Genomic DNA, 16,437 nt, shown 5'->3' on the forward strand with positions numbered 1-16,437 from the left:
CTTATTCTTCTTTTACTACTTCACCCAGAACGCTACCTTCTACACTAGCTTTACCGCGCATCCTCACCATTTTCGCGTTGATAACGCCCCGAACAACCACGTCCTCGAGGATTACTTCCTGAGCGTTGATCTCACTAACCTCTAGTACGCGTGTAGTTTTACGTAACCTGAGCAGGTTGAGTAAAGACAGCTCACGCCTGGTTCCACCTTTAACCTCGACTAAGCCAGCCTTGATCACCCTAGCCCTCGACTCATCGGAGAGTCTTAGGCTCACTTCATCCCCCGTAATGTCGTCCTGGACGTTGAAAGACCCGTTGATTCGCACACGTTTACCCGCTACTCCTAGCGCTTTGAGCGCACCTGCGACTTTCACTTCTTCCGCGTCAATCCTCCCTTCAACCCTAACAGCACCAGCTACGTGGAATAAAACCGATTTCACGTTGCCTCGGACTATTACGGCACCAGCGAACTTCACCTCCCGAGCTGCTATACCCCCGTTGAAGGCGGCAGACCCCGATGCTTTCACGGTGTCTGCTTCGATGTCTCCCTCTACTCTGCCTGCACCGCTTATAGCGACTTCCCTATAATAGCCTCCGCTAGCCACACCAGCGCCTCTCACTCTCAGCCGCTTTCCACCTCTCTTGGATCTAAGCTCAGCCTCGTAGAGATCTAGCAAGTCGCTCATCTAAGTAACACCCGCCTGCTTGAAAATCGTCTTTATCTCCTCCAAGAGGGACCTGATCTCCTTGAGCCTCTTCAGGAGCATTTCTTCCACTTCCTCGTCGCTAACCTCCGCATACTTGAGCTTCTCTGCACTCAAACCCCCATCCCCTCCTTCAGAATGTCTCTTATCTCCTCCAACTCTTTTTTAATCGCGTCCAGCTCTTCTAGCATAGCCCTCTGTCTAGCACGGTAGACGGTCAGCTTCTCCTCCATCTCTCTGAGCCTAATAGCGTAAGACGTTTCACTGCGCTCCTCGCTCTCCGCGAAGGGTAGAACTACTGTGAAAACTAAGGCGAAAAATCCCAGCGCCGCGCCCGCAATAACGCTCACAACAGCAATGACGCCTCCAAAGATCGGGTCCAGAGATTTAGCCGACACCCCCTCCACTATCTTGAGCGGCACGTAGAAGCCAAGCAGGGCGGCGAGTAGCAGGGATAATATCATTGCTAAGGCACTGCTAGCCTTCAAGCTCCTCACCTATCTTCTTCAGAGAATCAGGCGAGACCTCAATCCTGAAGTCGGTGAGCTTGTACACTTTCTTCGGGCGAGGGCCGGGGACGACCTCCCCTTTGATCAAGCCCGCTCTCTCGAGCGCAGTGACGTGCAGGTGAGTCAGGGGGTAGGAGAGACCAAGAACCTTCGAGAGCTCGTACGCGTGTCTAGGCTTCACAGCTATTAGCGCTAGCATCTTGAGGCGGATAGGGTTCGCTAGCACATGCAACACCTCTGTAAGCTCTTCAATTCGCTTTTTACCTTCCATGCCATCAATTCTCCATAACCTGCATCTTACATATAAGCTTTACTTTACATAACCGGATCCTCCCTTAACCCTAGTTCCTCCATAACCTTGCTGGCCGATGCACCTCTGTGGATTACGTTCATAAGCGCTTTCACGACAAGCCCAGGAGAGCTATGCTGGAATATATTCCTCCCAATGGCGGCTCCGGCGGCGCCGGCCCTAACCGCGTCCTCCACTCTCCTCAAAACCTCAAGGAGGGGCGCCTTCGACGCGCCCAGAACAACGACGGGGACTGGGGTTTTGCGGACGACCTCGGAGAAGTTTTCAGTGTAGATTGTTTTGACTATGTCGGCTCCCAGCTCGGCCGCGATCCTCGCGCCGTAGGCTACGACGTCGCTGTCCACGCTAGGGAAGCCCGGCTGCTTAGGCACGACCTCAGCCATAACAGGTACTCCGAGCAACTCGGCCTGCTCGACTACGCTTGCCAGCTTCTCCCATAGGGCCGACTCGTTACGGGAGCCTGGATACACCATGACGCTCACGGCGTCAGCCCCAAGCCTTACCGCGCGTTCCACGCTTGAGATGAGCCTGTCGTCGGTCTCGTCGAGGCTCCTGACTGTTCCTGTGCCATCGATCCTGGCCACGATGAAGGTGCCAGGAAGCATCTCCCAGTACTTCTCTATCAGCGCGGGGGTCATCATAACCGCGTCCGGCGAGCCCTCAGGAACCATCCTAAGCGTTGCCCGCATGTCCTCAATTCCTTTTATGGGCCCGTGCCTCCTCCCGTGGTCCAGTGCAACAATAAGGGCTTTGCCGTCTCTGAAGAGCCTCGCTAGCCTCAGCCTTTTCCCGGAGCTCAAGGCTCCCACTCGACTCTCACTTTCTCGCCGCTCTTCACAGCCTTCAGGCGGTCCGGATCGCCCACAACCCTCCCAAATACGTTGACTGGACTTGCAGGCCTGATCTCACCCGGCTTACTCACGGGAGTTGGCCCGAAGAAGAGGCAAATAGCGTTTCCAGGAGGCCAGTAGGCAACGTCGCCTCTCTCGACGACCTCCGAGCCTACCTCCTGGCCCACCCTAACGGGCGTGGAGAAGTAGATTTCCTGCCCCCAAAGGTTAACCCTGCTCTCGAAGGGCGCAGCCTTGATGATAGCCTCTGCGGTCTTGGGGTTCCGCCCGGTCAGCTCCACCTCAACTACCCCTATGCTTTCGGGGAAGATTATCTTTAGCTTACTCACGCTCCACCACCCGAGCAAAAGCCGTGTAGAGCACACCTTTCGCGGCCTCGACCACCTCCCTCCAGTGCTGACCCTCCTCGGGTTTAACCTCGAAGCCGACGGCTCCGCTGTACCCGATTTCAGCGAGAATCCTCAACAGCTCTTCAACGTCTTCGACCCCGTTGACAGCCCCCGGCCTGTAGAAGCCTGGATGCCAGTCGACCATCCTACCGTCGGGTAGCTTCTTAGCACACCCGATGTGGATGTGAGAGAGGTAGTCTTTCGCGCGGACGAGGGCGGCCGGCTTCTCGTTCAGCATGGGCGCGTGGCTGAGGTCCCACAGTAGCCCGATGTTGCTGTACTCCTGCCTGACTTCTCGGACAACTTCAACCGCTTCATCTATAGGTCCTATCAGCTGCCTCTTATCCCACTCTCTGTCGAACGTCTCCAGGATTAGGCTTACGCCGAGCCTCGAGCCGAGGCTAGCAAGTTCCTTAAGGCTTTTGACGAGCGAGTCCTTTGCCGCTTCTCGGTTTTCGGGGCCGGGGTCAGCCCCGCTCGAGAAGCCTACCTTCTTTACCCCCCTTGCGGCCGCGATCTCTATTGCTTGCGAGAGAGCCTCGACAGCCTTCCTTCTCTCGTCCTCATTAACAGATGAGGGGTTCAGGCCTTGAGCTGTAGTCATCGGCTGAAGCCCCACAGCGATGTCCACTCCACTGCTTTGGAGAATTGGCGCTATGGTTTTCCAAGCCTCGTCGCTCATGAGGTTAACCTCTATAACATCGAAGAAGGGGTCTTTGGCTAGAACCGTTATTGTTTCGATAGCCGCCTGAACGTCGCTTTTCACTAGAGGGGGGTTCGCCATGAATGCGACGATGCTGACCTTCCACGGGAAGGGGACCAAGTGGGCGTTCTTCCCCTTCTTAACCGAAACGGCAAGCATCAAGCTGAAAGCTGTGAATAGAGTTAAAAGCTTTGCTAAGTAACAGCTCTTGTGCTAGAAATCGTTCTAAGTATTTACACGCCCATAGTGATCGGGGTTTTACTCGGAGCCGGCCTGAACCCTGGGGAAAGGGAGCTCTACTTCTTTTCGAAGGTGGTCCTTTACGCCTTCCTGCCAGCGCTCCTGTTCACATCCACGTACAGCCGTGTCTTCCAGGCGACAGATCTGCGACCGTTCGCCCTCACCGCTCTAAGCGCTCTGAGCGTCGTTTTAACGTTCTTGCTAACGAGGGCTCTGAAAGAGAGGGCCGAAGTCGTCTTAACGTCAATGTACGCAAACGCGGGATACTTACCTGTAGGAATCGCCCAGTCCTTGTGGGGCACAGAGGGCGTTGCGAGTGTGGGCTTCTACATTTTCGGTAACAACTCCGTCTCTAACGCCTTAGCCCCCACGCTCTCGAGCCGGATCAGCTCCCCGTACTCTCTGGCGAGAAGAATCCTGTCCTTCCCGCCAATCGCCGCCGTGATGCTGGGACTGGTGCTAGGGGCAGTAAGGGTAACTTTGCCCAGCCTCGTTATACAGCTTCTGAAGCCGTTCTCCGATGCCGCTGCGACAATAGCCCTGGTCCAGTTAGGGGTTGAGTTCGGCGTTAAGCCTGCGCTTGACCCAGAGGGGTTAAAGTCCTACGCGTACAGGCTCGCCGTAGTAGTTCCCCTCACACTTCTGTTCGTCAAGACGGGTATCCTCGAGGGCGTGGATAGGGGCGTGGCTGTCCTAGAGAGCGTTATGCCAAGCGCCGCGTCCTGCGTACCTATTTCACGGGAACTTGGCTTGGACGCTAGACGGGTAGCGCGCATAGTTGTGACGTCTACGCTTGTAAGCACCGTTGCTGTTCTACCTCCGCTACTCGTCTTCGTTCCGCTGTAGCCTCGATACGTTTAGTTTATTTGTATCCTCGGCTTCGCGCAATCGGAGTATGATCAGGTCGATCGTAGCATTGATCGTCTCAATCCTGCTCCTATCGGCAGCGATGGTGACCTCGCTGGGGAGGCAGGGAGGTCAAAGCGAGGGGGCGAGTGGAGCGACTTCGATCAGAACTCTTTCCTCTAACGCAACAACGGTACCTTCCCAGCCGTCAGGCAACATCACAAGACACACGCAAGCGACTGCGGGCACGGTCTCGATGCTCCTCGCATCGTTAGTTCTGGCTCTCGGCACACTCTACGTTGTCGCATCAGCACTGAGGGTTAGATTTGCGCACGGCTTCCTTGAGAGAGAAGCATCGAAGGTCAAGCTCTCAAAAGCGACCTCGTCAGCAAGCCTGTTTTTCGCGCTGCTTTCCGCTGCGCTCGCCGCAGTTAGCGTCAATCCTCCGCTGCTCGTCTTCTCGTCAGTGCTGGCCGCGGTATCAGCGCACTTGTACATAAAGGGCAAGAGAGCAGAAAAAGCGCTAGTGAGGCTCCTCGCTTCCTAGCAACGCTACCCGGGGCTCTCCACCCTTAAACGTGTAACCTCTCAGGAAAACCTCGCAGTTGGAGTGAATCCCGATGTTCCCAGCCGCGTCGAGGGCTATCAACCCGATGGTGTTTTCCTCGGAAAACAGCCTCGTGACCTCGTGCACCACGTCACGAACAGCCTGCTCAACGCTTACGCCGGACTTCACCTTAAAGGCCACTCTCGCCGCTGCAAGGTACCTGGCGATGAGCTCCCCGATACCGGTAGCAGAGACCGCCACCACACCGTTCTCGGCGTAGACGCCTGCTCCGGGGAGGGGTGTGTCGCCCACACGTCCCGGAAGCTTCAACCACAGCCCGCCAGTGCTGGTGGCAGCCGCCAGGTTTCCATCCCTGTCTAAGGCAACTGCTCCGACAGTGTCTGGTAGAAAGAGCCTGGCGATCTCAAAGTTCCTCTTCCACAAATCATAGCCGAGACTCCTCGCCTTTTCGAGAAGCTCCCGATACCTCTCGAGGAGCCTTGGCGGAGGGGGCGGGGTACGCTCGAAGCCCAAGGCCTCCGCCAGCTTATCGGCCCCATAGCCCACGAGAAAGACGTGGTCTGTTCTCTCCATGACTTTGCGCGCCAGCGACACGGCATTCCAGGTGTACTTTAGCGAGGCTACGGCTCCGAAGCTTAGGTCTCTCCCGAACATCACGCTTGCATCCAGCGCCTGCTCTCCCAGAAGGTTAAGTGATGCTCCTTTTCCCGCGTTGAAGACGCCGGAGCCTTCCATGCTCTTCACCGCCGCTTCAACCGCATCCAAAGCGTTTCCCGAGGACAGCGCACTCATGCCATCATAGAGGGCCGAGCGCAGTGCCTCCTCGATCGCTACCCGCTCCTCCAAAATAGAGGGTCTGAACCTCCCCGCACCACCGTGAATTACGAGCACTTCTCGTAGCACAGCTTAGGTGTAGTACTGGTACTTTTTAGTTTTTCCCATGTTTACTCCCGTGTTCGACATGCGTCTTCCCTCGCTTCCAATGGTTTGGAGAAGGGGTTGTGGGAGGGTGCTTGAGCAACACCTGCACACCTCTACGGCTCTTATCAGCCACAGCACGCGTGAACGCCTATAAACCCCCTCATGCGCTCAGCCTTGATTGTCGAGGTCAGCGCTGAGGTCTGGGAAGCGTGGCGGGGTGGCTCGAGCTGACCGGCCTCGCAAAGACTTTGTGGCGCCTCAGGTAGCCGAAGCCCCTCAGCAAGGCCTTCGCCACGAGGAACACCAGGCACATCCTTCGGATTTGGAGAGGCTATGCTCAGCAGGCCTCGTGAAGGAGGCTGTGGTTGGCAACATCCTCGTGCTGCTCGGCTAAACGGCGAGGAATTGATGTGCGGCGATGCTGCCTTGAGGCGCATCAGGCGCGGAGCCTCAGCTGCTTCCCGTGCAACATAACCGTCGCTATGTGCGAGCATGTCCTCGCCTTCCTCATATAGCCGTAAGCCCTGGAGAAGCAGTCAGCCTTCAACAACCGGTGTAACGATGTTATACTTTCAGGGTAATCATCGGAGCAAATATTAACCCCCTGTGCTAGAATGTAGCTAAGGCTCGTAGCAATAAGAATTGGCCGGTGAAGGGGTGAGCCGGCTAGTGGAGGCGCGGGCTACAGGGTGCTTCCCTGAGAAAACTGGCGCCGCACGGGGGCGCCTGCACTCTCGGGGAAAAGAAAGTGGGGCGAGAGGGGGCAAAACAGCTCGAATCAGGCAGGCCGAGGCCCCGGCCCGCGGTTGGCCGCTGCGGTGCGCGGTGGCCACCGGCTGCTCCTCCCCGGAAGCCCCCGAGAGAGGCAGGCCCGAAGAGGGCGATGCGACACCCCCGTGGGGCGACCCCGAGGCTGAGCAAGGATGACGACGACTTCAAGGGGGGCCAGCAGGGGCAGAAAAGGAGGAGCTTAGGCACGGCTTTCATGGAAATATTTTTTACCACCCTTGCTGAGCTAAGCTTTGGTGCGCAAATGTACCCGGTTGGAGGCTACCCAGTGATCCCACTTCAGTTCAACATAGGTCCCACCGAGATACTCCTCCTCATCGTAATCGCGCTAATCCTCTTTGGGCCGAAGAAGCTCCCCGAGCTCGCAAAGGCCGCCGGTGAGGCTGTCAGGATATTCCGAGAGGAGAGCCAGAAGATAACCTCTTCGGTCGAAGAGGCGACATCCCCTAAACCCCAAACAACCTCCCTCTCAGATGAGGAGCTTAGAAAGCTCGCCGAGAAGCTTGGCGTGGAATCCGAGGGCAAATCCAAGGAAGAGCTCGTTGAAGAAGTGATCAAGAAGGCTAAGGAGAAAGGCCTCATATAGCCGTTCAACAGCATTTTAAGCAATACATACATTTTGCTGCAAGCTTTCTCTTCTTCCTAGAGGTTCATGGAAGTCCTGCTTAAAAAGAGGCCGAAGAAGTACCTGCTCGACTACTTGGCTCAGTCCAGCCAGAAAGTGAGTGAAGAGATCTCCAGAGTGGAGCGGCTCTACGAGGAATTGCTGAGGAAAGGCGAGTCGAACGCCTTCTTGAAGGCCCTCGTAGAGAAAATAGCATCCGAGCTCACGATCCCCGACCCTCCCCTCCCGCCCGAGTCCGAGGCTCTGCCTCAGAGGCTCGAGGAGTACGAGAGGGGTCTCAGGTCTCTTGAGGAGGCGCTTAAACAGACACTAAGCTTCCTTGAGAGAGTTGAGAAAGTGCTACCGGAGGCAGACAAGGCTGTCGAAAGAGTTGAGAACTACGTGAAGCTCGTAAGCCCGCTCAACCCAACGATGGCCTCCGAAGCCGCCAAAGCGGCAGCGAGGGTGAGGAGGGTTCAAGAGCTGCTACTGAAAGAGCCTAAAATGTCTACTCTGGCAGACCTCGAGAGGGGGCTGGAAGAGCTCGATAGAGTCGAGAGAGCTCTGAGAGCCGAGTACGAGAAGGCTCTCGGTTTCATACTCAGAGATCTGCAGGCGACACGAGAGGTGGCCAGGAGGGCTGTTGCCGCCGCGGTTCTCCAGGAGAAGAGCGTCCTAGAAAGGGAGGTCGAAAAGCTTAACAGGCTGGAGCAAGAGCTCGTGGAGCTCAAGGTGAACCCACAGCCGCTTGACACGCAGAAGTTCTACGCGGAGCTTAGAAGGATTAAGAGCGCTGCGGAGGAAGTCCTGAACAAGAACCTCGCACCTAGCGAAGCTAAGGTTCTCGAGTCTGTGCTGTGGCTGGCCTCCTCGAGCGACAGTAAAGTCTTCGAGTTCTCGGACTTCGTCGAGCTCGTAGCCAGGAGAGGAGAGGTCGGCACAAGTGAGGCGCTGTCCGCCTTGTATAGGCTGTCGAAAAACGGCGCAGTGAAGGTGGTTGTGCGGGTCCTCGCGTAGTGGCTCTGCCTAAGCTAGAGCTTGAACACGACGTTCTCAGTCGAAGCCAGCAGGCCGCAGGCCCGCTCCGTCAGGTAGACGTAGCGCGTGTTGCCCACTACTGCCTCCCTCACGAGGCCGGCTGAGCGGAGCTCTCCAGCGCAGCGGCGGTGTGCCTCGAGTTCCTCGCGGCGAAGGCCCTGCTGAGCGGCCTAGGCTCGCGCAGGCGCCACAGCGCTTTCGTGAGGCCGGTCAGCTCCAGCCACCTCGCAACGCTCTCCCACACCTCCCCGCTAACCTCGACCATCATGGCTAAGCGCTAGGGGGGTTATAAGCGTTCACATAAGCTGTGCTCGTCGAGGCTATGTCAATGCATAGTGCTCGAGCGCTCAGAGACTATCTGCATCCGCTTGACGCCAGCCGAGAAGAAGAGGCTGAGGAAGGAGGCCTCGGAGAGGGGCCTGAGCCTCTCAGACTACCTGCGGCTCAAGCTCCTAGGCTGAAAACTTAAAGTCTTTTTTCCCTATTTTTCTGTTTTTCCCACCTTACCTGACCATCACGCATACTGTGATATTACTAGCCCAGACCGCGGAGACGTTGCTCGAACACCCTCCCGCAACCCCTCTCCAGCGCGATGGAAGCGAGGGAAGACGCGGGTCGAACACGGGAGAAAACAAGGGAAAAACTAAAAACGCCATTGTTACGTCCTGGGAACAATGTCCTAACAAACACGGAGTAGATGGGCCTGCGGGGCTAAATAAGGGTGCGGTCTTGCCCCCTCTCGAGGGTTCCGGGGGAGCGTTATAATTCTTCATATATGCTGTGACCGCTAAGCGTAGAGAGGGCGCATGGATGCTGCTCGAACACCCTCCACAACATCTTCTCCAACCCTCAGGAGTTAGAGAAAGCATAAGTCGAGCACAGAAGAAAACGAGTGAAAGACTAAAAAGTACCATCGATTACGTATCTAGGAGTTGAGCTTTGAGCGTGGTTGCAGGTATCGACGAAGCAGGTAGAGGGCCTCTTATAGGGCCGATGGTTGTTGCAATCGCGTGTGCCGACTCTGTTAAGCTTAAGTGGCTGGAGGCTTTGGGCGTTAAAGACTCGAAGCTCGTTTCCCCGGGACGCCGGGAGAAGATACGGAGAGCTTTAGACAGCATCCTAGAATACTCCGCTTTGCGCGTTGTCCCTCCGGACGAGATAGACAGGGCTGTGCAGAGGGTAGGGTTCGCGAGCTTAAACGAGCTGGAGCTTAGGGTTATGGCTGAGCTAGTGCTCGAGGCAAGGAAAAGGGTTCCCGTCGAGAAAGTGTACGTGGACTCCCCTGACCCGGTACCGGAGAGGTTTGGCAGGAGGCTGTCTGAGCTGATAGGCGGGGGAGTGGAGGTTGTAGCCGAGAACCACGCAGACAGGAAGCACATTATAGTTTCAGCGGCTTCGATCATCGCGAAGACTGAGCGCGAGAGAATAGTGAGCGAGCTCAAGAAGATCTACGGCGACTTCGGTTCAGGGTACCCATCGGATCCAAAGACCCGCAGGTTCGTCGCCATGTGGATTGAGAGAAAGGGGGCACTACCTCCAATAGTCCGCAGGTCCTGGAGCACTCTGAAAAACCTTAAGTAGTATCCCTTGGGGAACAAGAAGGGGGTTACCTATGAGCCAAAGAGGCTTTTACGCGCACCCCACAGCGGTAGTAGAGGAAGGCGCGGAGGTGGGGGAGGGGACGCGCATATGGCACTTCGCGCACGTTAGATCCGGTGCGCGCATTGGGAGAAACTGCAACATAGGAAAGGACGTTTATATTGATGCTGGTGCCGTGGTGGGGGACCGGGTGAAAATACAGAACGGCGTGTCCGTCTACCGCGGCGTGGTCATCGAGGATGACGTCTTCGTGGGACCGTATGCGGTGTTCACAAACGACAAGTACCCTCGAGCATTCTCCACCGACTGGGAAGTCGTTCCCACGGTCGTGAAGAGGGGGGCAAGCATAGGGGCCAACGCTACGATCGTGTGCGGAGTCACTATAGGTGAGTACGCTATGGTCGCCGCCGGGAGCGTTGTAACGAAAGACGTCCCACCCCACGGCCTCGTCGCGGGGAACCCAGCCCGCCTCATAGGCTTCGTGTGCTACTGTGGGAGGCCGCTTAAAGAGAAGGTTGGTGAGACTAGTGAGAGCATTACCTTCAGGTGCTCCCACTGCGGTCGAGAAGTCGCTATAAAGAAGGAGCACCTCAAAACCGCTGAAAAATCCATCGGTTAAAGCTTATTACCGATAAAGGTACCATTGAATAAAAGCGCATAGTAACTACTCTTTATCTCATAGCGGACGCGATATACGCACGATGCAGAAAGAGTACATTCTAACCGTAGACGTCGGCACCACCACCGTTAAATCAGCCCTGTTCCACGTAACCGGCAAGCTTCTCGCACTAGAGGGGCAGGAGTACCCGACATACTTCCCGCGTCCCGGGTGGGCGGAGCAAGATCCGGATGACTGGTGGAACACTGCAGTGCAGGTAGTTCGAGGCGTCCTCAAGAAGTCGAGGGTGGATCCTGGGAGTATTCTAGGTGTGTGCGCAAGCAGCCAGCGGGAGACCATGGCTTTCCTAGATGAGAGTGGGCGTAGCCTAGGGCGCGTTCCAATTTGGATGGACAGGAGGAGCGCGCCGCAAGCCGAGAAAATAAAGGAGAGAATCAGCCCAGAGGAAATATACAGGAAAACGGGTCTAGTCGTCGACGCAACGTTCACCGCAACGAAGCTCTTGTGGTTCAAGGAAAATCAGCCCGAGCTTCTTAAAAGGGCTAAGGTGGGCCTGCAGCCTAAAGACTACATCATTTACAGATTTACCGGGGTAACCGTCACAGATCACACTGTAGCGTCGCGAACTATGCTTTTCAACATACACTCCCAGCGCTGGGATGACGAGCTGATAAGAGACCTCGGGCTCGGCGAGTACGCTGACCTCCTCCCGGAGTCGCTACCCAGCTGGGAAGTCGCCGGCGAAGTCACACCCGAAGCTGCCTCCTTGACCGGCTTGAGAGCAGGCACGCCGGTGCTGGCCGGGACGGGGGACAGGACCGCTGAGATCCTCGGGGCGGGTATCCTTGACCCAAGCAGAGTGGAGGAGTCTACGGGCACTGGTTCGACTACGGCAACCCTGCTCAGGGAGCCGCGCCTAGATCCAAAGATGAGGTTCTCTGTGGGGGTTGGGCCTATACCTGGCACGTGGGCCCTAGAAGCGGGTATGTCGACTGCTGGGGCTATACTGAGGTGGTTCCGGGACAACCTCGCTGAGGGCGTTAACCTGCTGGCTAGCTCAACCAAGCGCAGAGCCTACGAGTACCTAGATATGGAGGCCGAGTACGTTCCACCCGGATCCAACGGCTTAATAGTCCTACCGTTTTTCTCCGGTGCTCGGAGTCCGCGTTGGAACCCCTACGCTAGGGGCGTCATCTTCGGGTTAACGGTGTTCCACACGAGGGCCCACATCTTCAGAGCCATGATGGAGGGGGTCGCCTACGAGTTGAGGAAGATCCTAGAGGTTCTGAGAGAGCTCGAGATAAAGCCGTCGGAGCTCGTGCTGATGGGCGGGGGTGCGAAGTCGCCCACGTGGGCTCGGATTAAGTCGAACGTCACAGGCCTGGAGGTGGTTTTGCCGGAGCTACTGGACGCCGCTCTCGGCGGCGACGCCATGCTGGTGGCGGTTGCTAGCGGGGCCGTCGGTAGCTACGGAGAGGCGGCGAAGTTGTTCTTCAAGGAGAGAGTGAGGATAAAGCCCGAGGCGGGCGCTGTGGAGATTTACAACCGCTACTACTCTCTCTACGAGAGGCTCGCCGAGGCCCTCAACGATTATTTTAAGGAAGTCTCGCAGTTGGCCGAAGTACCGGTGGTCACCCCACCGTGGGACATCGAGAAGCTCGTCCACCTGTTGCTAAAGCTCGAGTCATAACTTACCCACGTACTCTTTGAGCCAGACAACAACCCTCTCGTAGCTTTCCCTACCCTTCTGCGTCAGCTCTACGTATTCCCCGTCATCCCCTTCAACAACGCGCAGAAGCCCCTTTTCCTCCAGCCAGCCGAGGTATCTGGTAAAAGCCGGGTAGTTGAGCCTGCTCGCCATCTGGAGGTGGGTCTTCTTCATCCTACCCTCACTGTAGAGCGCGTCGAGTATACGGGCGATCACTATGAGATCGACTCGCATTATCAACTAAAAGAGAGGAGAAGCAAGAGAAGATAAATATTTTCATTGACTTCTCGAGTTCCCAACAATCATCTTCAGCTCCTCGATAGCGGAGGGGTCTTCGATGGTGGTGACATCACCCAGATTCTGCTCCCCCTTCACGATCGCCTTTATGACCCTCCTCATTATTTTACCGCTCCTGGTTTTAGGGAGCTTTCGCACGAAGAAGATGTTAGCGGGTTTTGCTATAGGCCCTATGGTCTCTGAGACGAGGTTCATTAGCTCCTCTTCGAGCTTAACGCTCGGCGTAAACCCCTCCCGCAGTACCACGAACGCTACCGGGACTTCTCCCTTAATAGGGTCAGGCTTCCCGACTACAGCGGCCTCAGCCACGGCCGGGTGCAAGACTAGAGCGCTCTCCAGCTCCATCGTCCCTATCCTGTGCGCTGCAACCTTCAGAACCTCGTCTGCCCTGCCGAGAATCCAGAAGTACCCGTCTTCGTCTCTCATGGCGTAATCGCCCGGGTAGTAGAAGCCCGGGAACCTGCTCCAGTACGTTTCGACGTAGCGCTTAGGGTCGCCCCAAACGCCTAGCAGCATGCCGGGCCAGGGCTTCCTCACCACCAGGTAGCCCTGAATGTTTGGGGGGGCCACCGCGCCATCTTCCGTTAGAACCTCCGCATCAACGCCCGGGAGTGGTAGAGTGCAGGAGCCCGGCTTTAAGGGTACTAGGTCGATGCCCGCTGTAGGAGCTATCATGAAGCCTCCGGTCTCCGTCTGCCACCACGTGTCGATGATGGGGCACTTGCCCCTACCAACCACCTTGAAGTACCATTCCCAGGCCTCGGGGTTTATTGGCTCCCCGACGCTGCCGAGTATCCTGAGCGACGATAAATCATGCATCTCAACCCAGTGGTTGCCGTAGCGCATGAACATCCTGATCGCGGTTGGCGAAGTGTAAAACGCAGTGACCCCGTGCTTCTCGATGATGCTCCACGTCCGATCGGGGGCCGGGTAGTCCGGAGCCCCCTCGTACATCACGGTTGTTAGGCCGTGCATTAAAGGACCGTAAACCACGTAGCTGTGACCTGTGATCCACCCGATGTCGGCTGTGCACCACCACACGTCTTCATCGTTGGGGTTGAAGGCCCACTTTAGCGTCCAGTAGACCCAGACTAGGTAGCCCCCAGTGCTGTGGTAGATTCCCTTAGGAGCGCCAGTAGTGCCGGACGTGTAGAGGATGAACAGCGGATGGTTTGCGTCCAGCTTCTCGGGCTCAACGTACGCGCTCCTGCTTATGCCCTCCATCAGGGTGTGGAACCAGAAGTCCCTCCCCTCAACCATGTTCACGTTCACCCCTGCGCGCTTAACAACGATCACGTTCTCGACCGAGAACGTCTGCTCCAACGCCTTGTCGGCTATCTCCTTAAGCGGCACCACTTTCCCCCGTCTGAACCCCCCGTCGGCTGTCACGAGGAGCTTGGCCCTCGAGTCGTTGATCCTTCGGGCCAAGGAGTCGCTGCTGAACCCCGAGAACACCACAGTGTGCACAGCGCCGATCCTGGCGGCAGCGAGCATGAAGATCGGAAGCTCTGGGATCATCGGCAAGTAGAGGGCTATCCTGTCACCAGGCTTAACTCCGAAGTTCTTGAGGAGAGCGGCCACCCTGTTAACTTCCACATACAAGTCCCTGTACGTGTACTTCCTCACCTCGCCATCCTCACCCTCCCACACTAGCGCAACCTTGTTCTTCCTCCAGGTCCTGACGTGCCTATCCAGTGCGTTGTAGCTGGCGTTGATCTTCCCCCCGACGAACCACCTGTAGAAGGGCTTCTGGGAGTCGTCCAGCACCTTGTCCCAAATCCTGAACCACTCCAGCGCGCGGGCGTGCTCGTCCCAGAACTCTTCCGGGTTTTCAAGCGCCTTAGCCCTGAGCTCTTCGAGCCTAGTCGTAAGGACCTTCCTCTGCTCTACCGGAAGCACACCCATCGTTGATCAACAAACACAATTAAGACAGCCACTGAATAACATTCCCGCGTATTCATCATTACAAAACTATGGGGACAGAAACCCGTATGTGAGTGCGCGAGCATAAGAGGTGGAGCCAGCGTAAGCCATTACAAAAATTTTCGGTGAAGTGGACCGGCCGGGATTCGAACCCGGGACCTCCGCCGCTCTCGGGGTGCGGAGCCCTTGCAAGGGCGACATCCTCCCGCTAGACGACCGGCCCTCGAGCTGCTCAAAAGAGTTAACGTTATTTATTCTTTACCTGAGAGATATCCTCGATGATGACAGCACGTCAGTTTGAAAGATGATATTATTGGTCTTTGCTGACGCGAGTTAGACCGGTTGGGAGTAAAGCCACTTCAGCTCTCACCTCCTGAAACTCCTGAAGAGACCGCGGCGTGCTCCTGACGTTAAGGACGACCAGCGATCTACGCGCCGACGGATCCGAGACGTAGAGGGTTAATGCCTCCTCGAAGCTCAGGCTCTCGAACCACGTGTAGTCATGTATCGCTAATCCTTCGATCGCGCCCCGGTGCACCGCGGCGTAGATCCCGAGCCACGGGTTTATTGGCTCCACGGGGGAGTCGGAGGACCCCATTACGGTGGCCCCAGTGCTGAGCAGGGATTTGTACGCGTAAACCCACTTTGTCCGCTCCCCCAGCCTCTCAGCGATCCACGTGTCGCTAAGCACGAAGTGCGGCTGAACTGAAAGCCTTGGTCTCAACTCTGCCACGACTTCAAGGAGGTCGGGGGGCGTCACCGAGGCGTGCTCTACTCGGAGCTTGCCCGCGGCACGCCGGGAGGCCTTCAGGGCTTCTTCAACAGCTCGGTCGCCTATAGCGTGTACGGCGGTCTCCAGCCCCTCTCCCGCCGCCTCGGCGGCTATTTCGGCTATTTTCTCAGCGGTCAGCAGTAGGCTCCCGGAGGTCTCGCCGTCGCTGTAGCGCTCCCGAAGGGCGGCCGTCCTGGCGCCTAAGCTTCCGTCGGCAAAGATTTTCACTCCCTGAACAAGGTCAGGGTAATGCCTGTGGACGCCTTCGAGGAACGACTGGTAGTCTATGTACGCCCTGTACTCCTGGATAAATTCTCCACTCTCCTTCAAGCTTTTTACCAGCTCGAGCTCGGATCGCGAGCTGGACATCGAGTGAAGCGAAGTGACCCCATAGGAAAGGTACTCAGAGAGCAAAGTTTTCACCAGGCTCTTTACTCTCTCCGCCGGGGGTGGCGGAATCTTGGATAAAGCGTACCCGACAAGGTCCTCGAAGATTATCCCCGTGGGTTTACCGTCCTCAACGTGGATAAATTTCCCGCCCTCCACGCTTGGCTCGAGAAGCCCGAGGATCTTCATGGCCTTTGTGTTGAGAAGGGCCGCGTGCCCGCACACCCTCACCAGGAGTACTGGGTTGTCTCTCGAGACGTCGTCGATGTCGTGGCGCGTAGGGAAGCGCTTCTCGGACATCTTGTCTTGGTCCCAGCCCCTACCTACCACCCACTCCCCCTTGCCAGCCGATAATACTGCTCTCCTTACTTGCTCCCTCAGCTCCTCCAGGGATCGAACACCCCGGAGGTCTAGCCTACCGCGGCTTATAGCGGTGGAGTAAAGGTGCATGTGAGCGTCCGTCATGCCGGGAACAACCAACCTCTGATCTACATCAAGCACCTTGACCGGCTCGAACCTCCTCACACCCTCTTCTCGACCCGCGTAGAGGACCCCTTTCCCCGGGGAGAAAACGATGCTGTCTACGTCCTCGTTGAGGGGGTAAGACACGTTAACCAGGGCTAGGCGCATGGTAGGGTATTTAGCGCAAGCTCATCATATA

At 56.8% G+C, this 16,437-nt stretch carries 21 protein-coding genes and 1 tRNA gene; 9 read left to right on the plus strand and 13 right to left on the minus strand.

The features are described 5' to 3' along the window. Nucleotide 1: 1 nt before the first annotated feature. Genes ACNO7C_RS00690 through ACNO7C_RS00720 form a run of 7 tightly spaced genes read right to left on the minus strand, consistent with a single transcriptional unit; the run spans nucleotide 2 to nucleotide 3,624 of the window. Nucleotides 2–685 carry a hypothetical protein gene (locus tag ACNO7C_RS00690; RefSeq protein WP_460025115.1) on the minus strand — a complete coding sequence of 228 codons (684 nt, stop codon included), beginning with the start codon at nucleotides 683–685 and terminating at the stop codon, nucleotides 2–4. Further along, nucleotides 686–820, minus strand: coding sequence for a hypothetical protein (locus ACNO7C_RS00695; protein WP_460025116.1), 135 nt, complete (start codon nucleotides 818–820; stop codon nucleotides 686–688). Next, nucleotides 817–1,191, minus strand: coding sequence for a hypothetical protein (locus tag ACNO7C_RS00700; protein ID WP_460025117.1), 375 nt, complete (start codon nucleotides 1,189–1,191; stop codon nucleotides 817–819). Before ACNO7C_RS00700 ends, ACNO7C_RS00695 begins: the two co-directional genes overlap by 4 nt. Beyond that, nucleotides 1,181–1,483 carry an ArsR/SmtB family transcription factor gene (locus tag ACNO7C_RS00705; RefSeq protein ID WP_460025118.1) on the minus strand — a complete coding sequence of 101 codons (303 nt, stop codon included), beginning with the start codon at nucleotides 1,481–1,483 and terminating at the stop codon, nucleotides 1,181–1,183. Before ACNO7C_RS00705 ends, ACNO7C_RS00700 begins: the two co-directional genes overlap by 11 nt. Before the next feature lie 44 nt (nucleotides 1,484–1,527). Then, nucleotides 1,528–2,331 carry a class I fructose-bisphosphate aldolase gene (locus ACNO7C_RS00710; RefSeq protein WP_460025119.1) on the minus strand — a complete coding sequence of 268 codons (804 nt, stop codon included), beginning with the start codon at nucleotides 2,329–2,331 and terminating at the stop codon, nucleotides 1,528–1,530. Further along, entirely contained in the window at nucleotides 2,319–2,702 is a 384-nt protein-coding gene (locus ACNO7C_RS00715; RefSeq protein ID WP_460025120.1) for a cyclophilin-like fold protein, read from the minus strand. The genes ACNO7C_RS00710 and ACNO7C_RS00715 overlap by 13 nt, the downstream gene beginning before the upstream one ends. Beyond that, a complete protein-coding gene (locus tag ACNO7C_RS00720) occupies nucleotides 2,695–3,624 on the minus strand; it encodes a sugar phosphate isomerase/epimerase family protein (protein WP_460025121.1) in 930 nt (309 codons plus the stop codon). Before ACNO7C_RS00720 ends, ACNO7C_RS00715 begins: the two co-directional genes overlap by 8 nt. Nucleotides 3,625–3,675: 51 nt before the next feature. On the opposite strand from ACNO7C_RS00720, the gene ACNO7C_RS00725 reads away from it, so the two are divergent. Together ACNO7C_RS00725 and ACNO7C_RS00730 are read left to right on the plus strand one after the other, a co-directional pair. Further along, on the plus strand, nucleotides 3,676–4,551 hold the full coding sequence (locus tag ACNO7C_RS00725; protein ID WP_460025122.1) for an AEC family transporter: 876 nt from the start codon (nucleotides 3,676–3,678) through the stop codon (nucleotides 4,549–4,551). Between the two features lie 49 nt (nucleotides 4,552–4,600). Then, nucleotides 4,601–5,098 carry a hypothetical protein gene (locus ACNO7C_RS00730; RefSeq protein ID WP_460025123.1) on the plus strand — a complete coding sequence of 166 codons (498 nt, stop codon included), beginning with the start codon at nucleotides 4,601–4,603 and terminating at the stop codon, nucleotides 5,096–5,098. Here ACNO7C_RS00730 and ACNO7C_RS00735 read toward each other — a convergent pair. Next, nucleotides 5,075–6,022, minus strand: coding sequence for an isoaspartyl peptidase/L-asparaginase family protein (locus tag ACNO7C_RS00735; protein ID WP_460025124.1), 948 nt, complete (start codon nucleotides 6,020–6,022; stop codon nucleotides 5,075–5,077). The two genes, ACNO7C_RS00730 and ACNO7C_RS00735, sit on opposite strands and share 24 nt — an antisense overlap. 196 nt (nucleotides 6,023–6,218) lie before the next feature. Between ACNO7C_RS00735 and ACNO7C_RS00740 the strand changes: the two genes are divergently transcribed. The 3 genes from ACNO7C_RS00740 (at nucleotide 6,219) to ACNO7C_RS00750 (ending at nucleotide 8,450) form a co-directional block, all read left to right on the plus strand. Then, nucleotides 6,219–6,434, plus strand: coding sequence for a hypothetical protein (locus tag ACNO7C_RS00740; RefSeq protein ID WP_460025125.1), 216 nt, complete (start codon nucleotides 6,219–6,221; stop codon nucleotides 6,432–6,434). Between the two features lie 639 nt (nucleotides 6,435–7,073). Continuing rightward, the gene (locus ACNO7C_RS00745; RefSeq protein ID WP_460025126.1) at nucleotides 7,074–7,415 is read left to right on the plus strand and encodes a Sec-independent protein translocase subunit TatA/TatB; all 342 of its coding nucleotides are present in this window, start codon (nucleotides 7,074–7,076) and stop codon (nucleotides 7,413–7,415) included. 66 nt (nucleotides 7,416–7,481) lie between these two features. Further along, the gene (locus tag ACNO7C_RS00750; protein WP_460025127.1) at nucleotides 7,482–8,450 is read left to right on the plus strand and encodes a hypothetical protein; all 969 of its coding nucleotides are present in this window, start codon (nucleotides 7,482–7,484) and stop codon (nucleotides 8,448–8,450) included. Between the two features lie 109 nt (nucleotides 8,451–8,559). Here the strand turns inward: ACNO7C_RS00750 and ACNO7C_RS00755 are convergent, their stop codons facing one another. Next, nucleotides 8,560–8,739 carry a hypothetical protein gene (locus ACNO7C_RS00755; protein WP_460025128.1) on the minus strand — a complete coding sequence of 60 codons (180 nt, stop codon included), beginning with the start codon at nucleotides 8,737–8,739 and terminating at the stop codon, nucleotides 8,560–8,562. A gap of 67 nt (nucleotides 8,740–8,806) precedes the next feature. Between ACNO7C_RS00755 and ACNO7C_RS00760 the strand changes: the two genes are divergently transcribed. The 4 genes from ACNO7C_RS00760 (at nucleotide 8,807) to ACNO7C_RS00775 (ending at nucleotide 12,379) form a co-directional block, all read left to right on the plus strand. Then, nucleotides 8,807–8,932, plus strand: coding sequence for a plasmid mobilization protein (locus ACNO7C_RS00760; RefSeq protein ID WP_460025129.1), 126 nt, complete (start codon nucleotides 8,807–8,809; stop codon nucleotides 8,930–8,932). A gap of 484 nt (nucleotides 8,933–9,416) precedes the next feature. After that, a complete protein-coding gene (gene rnhB, locus ACNO7C_RS00765) occupies nucleotides 9,417–10,052 on the plus strand; it encodes a ribonuclease HII (RefSeq protein WP_460025945.1) in 636 nt (211 codons plus the stop codon). A 31-nt stretch (nucleotides 10,053–10,083) separates the two neighbouring features. After that, a complete protein-coding gene (locus ACNO7C_RS00770) occupies nucleotides 10,084–10,689 on the plus strand; it encodes an acyltransferase (RefSeq protein WP_460025130.1) in 606 nt (201 codons plus the stop codon). An 82-nt stretch (nucleotides 10,690–10,771) separates the two neighbouring features. Beyond that, nucleotides 10,772–12,379: a xylulokinase gene (locus tag ACNO7C_RS00775; RefSeq protein ID WP_460025131.1), complete on the plus strand. Its 1,608-nt coding sequence runs from the start codon at nucleotides 10,772–10,774 to the stop codon at nucleotides 12,377–12,379. On the opposite strand, the gene ACNO7C_RS00780 is transcribed toward ACNO7C_RS00775, so the two are convergent. The 4 genes from ACNO7C_RS00780 to ACNO7C_RS00795 form a co-directional block, all read right to left on the minus strand. Beyond that, a complete protein-coding gene (locus ACNO7C_RS00780; protein WP_460025132.1) occupies nucleotides 12,374–12,631 on the minus strand; it encodes a winged helix-turn-helix domain-containing protein in 258 nt (85 codons plus the stop codon). The two genes, ACNO7C_RS00775 and ACNO7C_RS00780, sit on opposite strands and share 6 nt — an antisense overlap. A gap of 42 nt (nucleotides 12,632–12,673) precedes the next feature. Then, the gene (gene acs / locus ACNO7C_RS00785) at nucleotides 12,674–14,599 is read right to left on the minus strand and encodes an acetate--CoA ligase (protein WP_460025133.1); all 1,926 of its coding nucleotides are present in this window, start codon (nucleotides 14,597–14,599) and stop codon (nucleotides 12,674–12,676) included. Between the two features lie 149 nt (nucleotides 14,600–14,748). Further along, nucleotides 14,749–14,840: transfer RNA gene (locus ACNO7C_RS00790), tRNA-Ala, on the minus strand. An 87-nt stretch (nucleotides 14,841–14,927) separates the two neighbouring features. After that, nucleotides 14,928–16,406: an amidohydrolase gene (locus ACNO7C_RS00795; protein WP_460025134.1), complete on the minus strand. Its 1,479-nt coding sequence runs from the start codon at nucleotides 16,404–16,406 to the stop codon at nucleotides 14,928–14,930. Between the last annotated feature and the right edge of the window lie 31 nt (nucleotides 16,407–16,437).

The sequence above is a fragment of the Infirmifilum tikiterense genome (assembly GCF_054696565.1).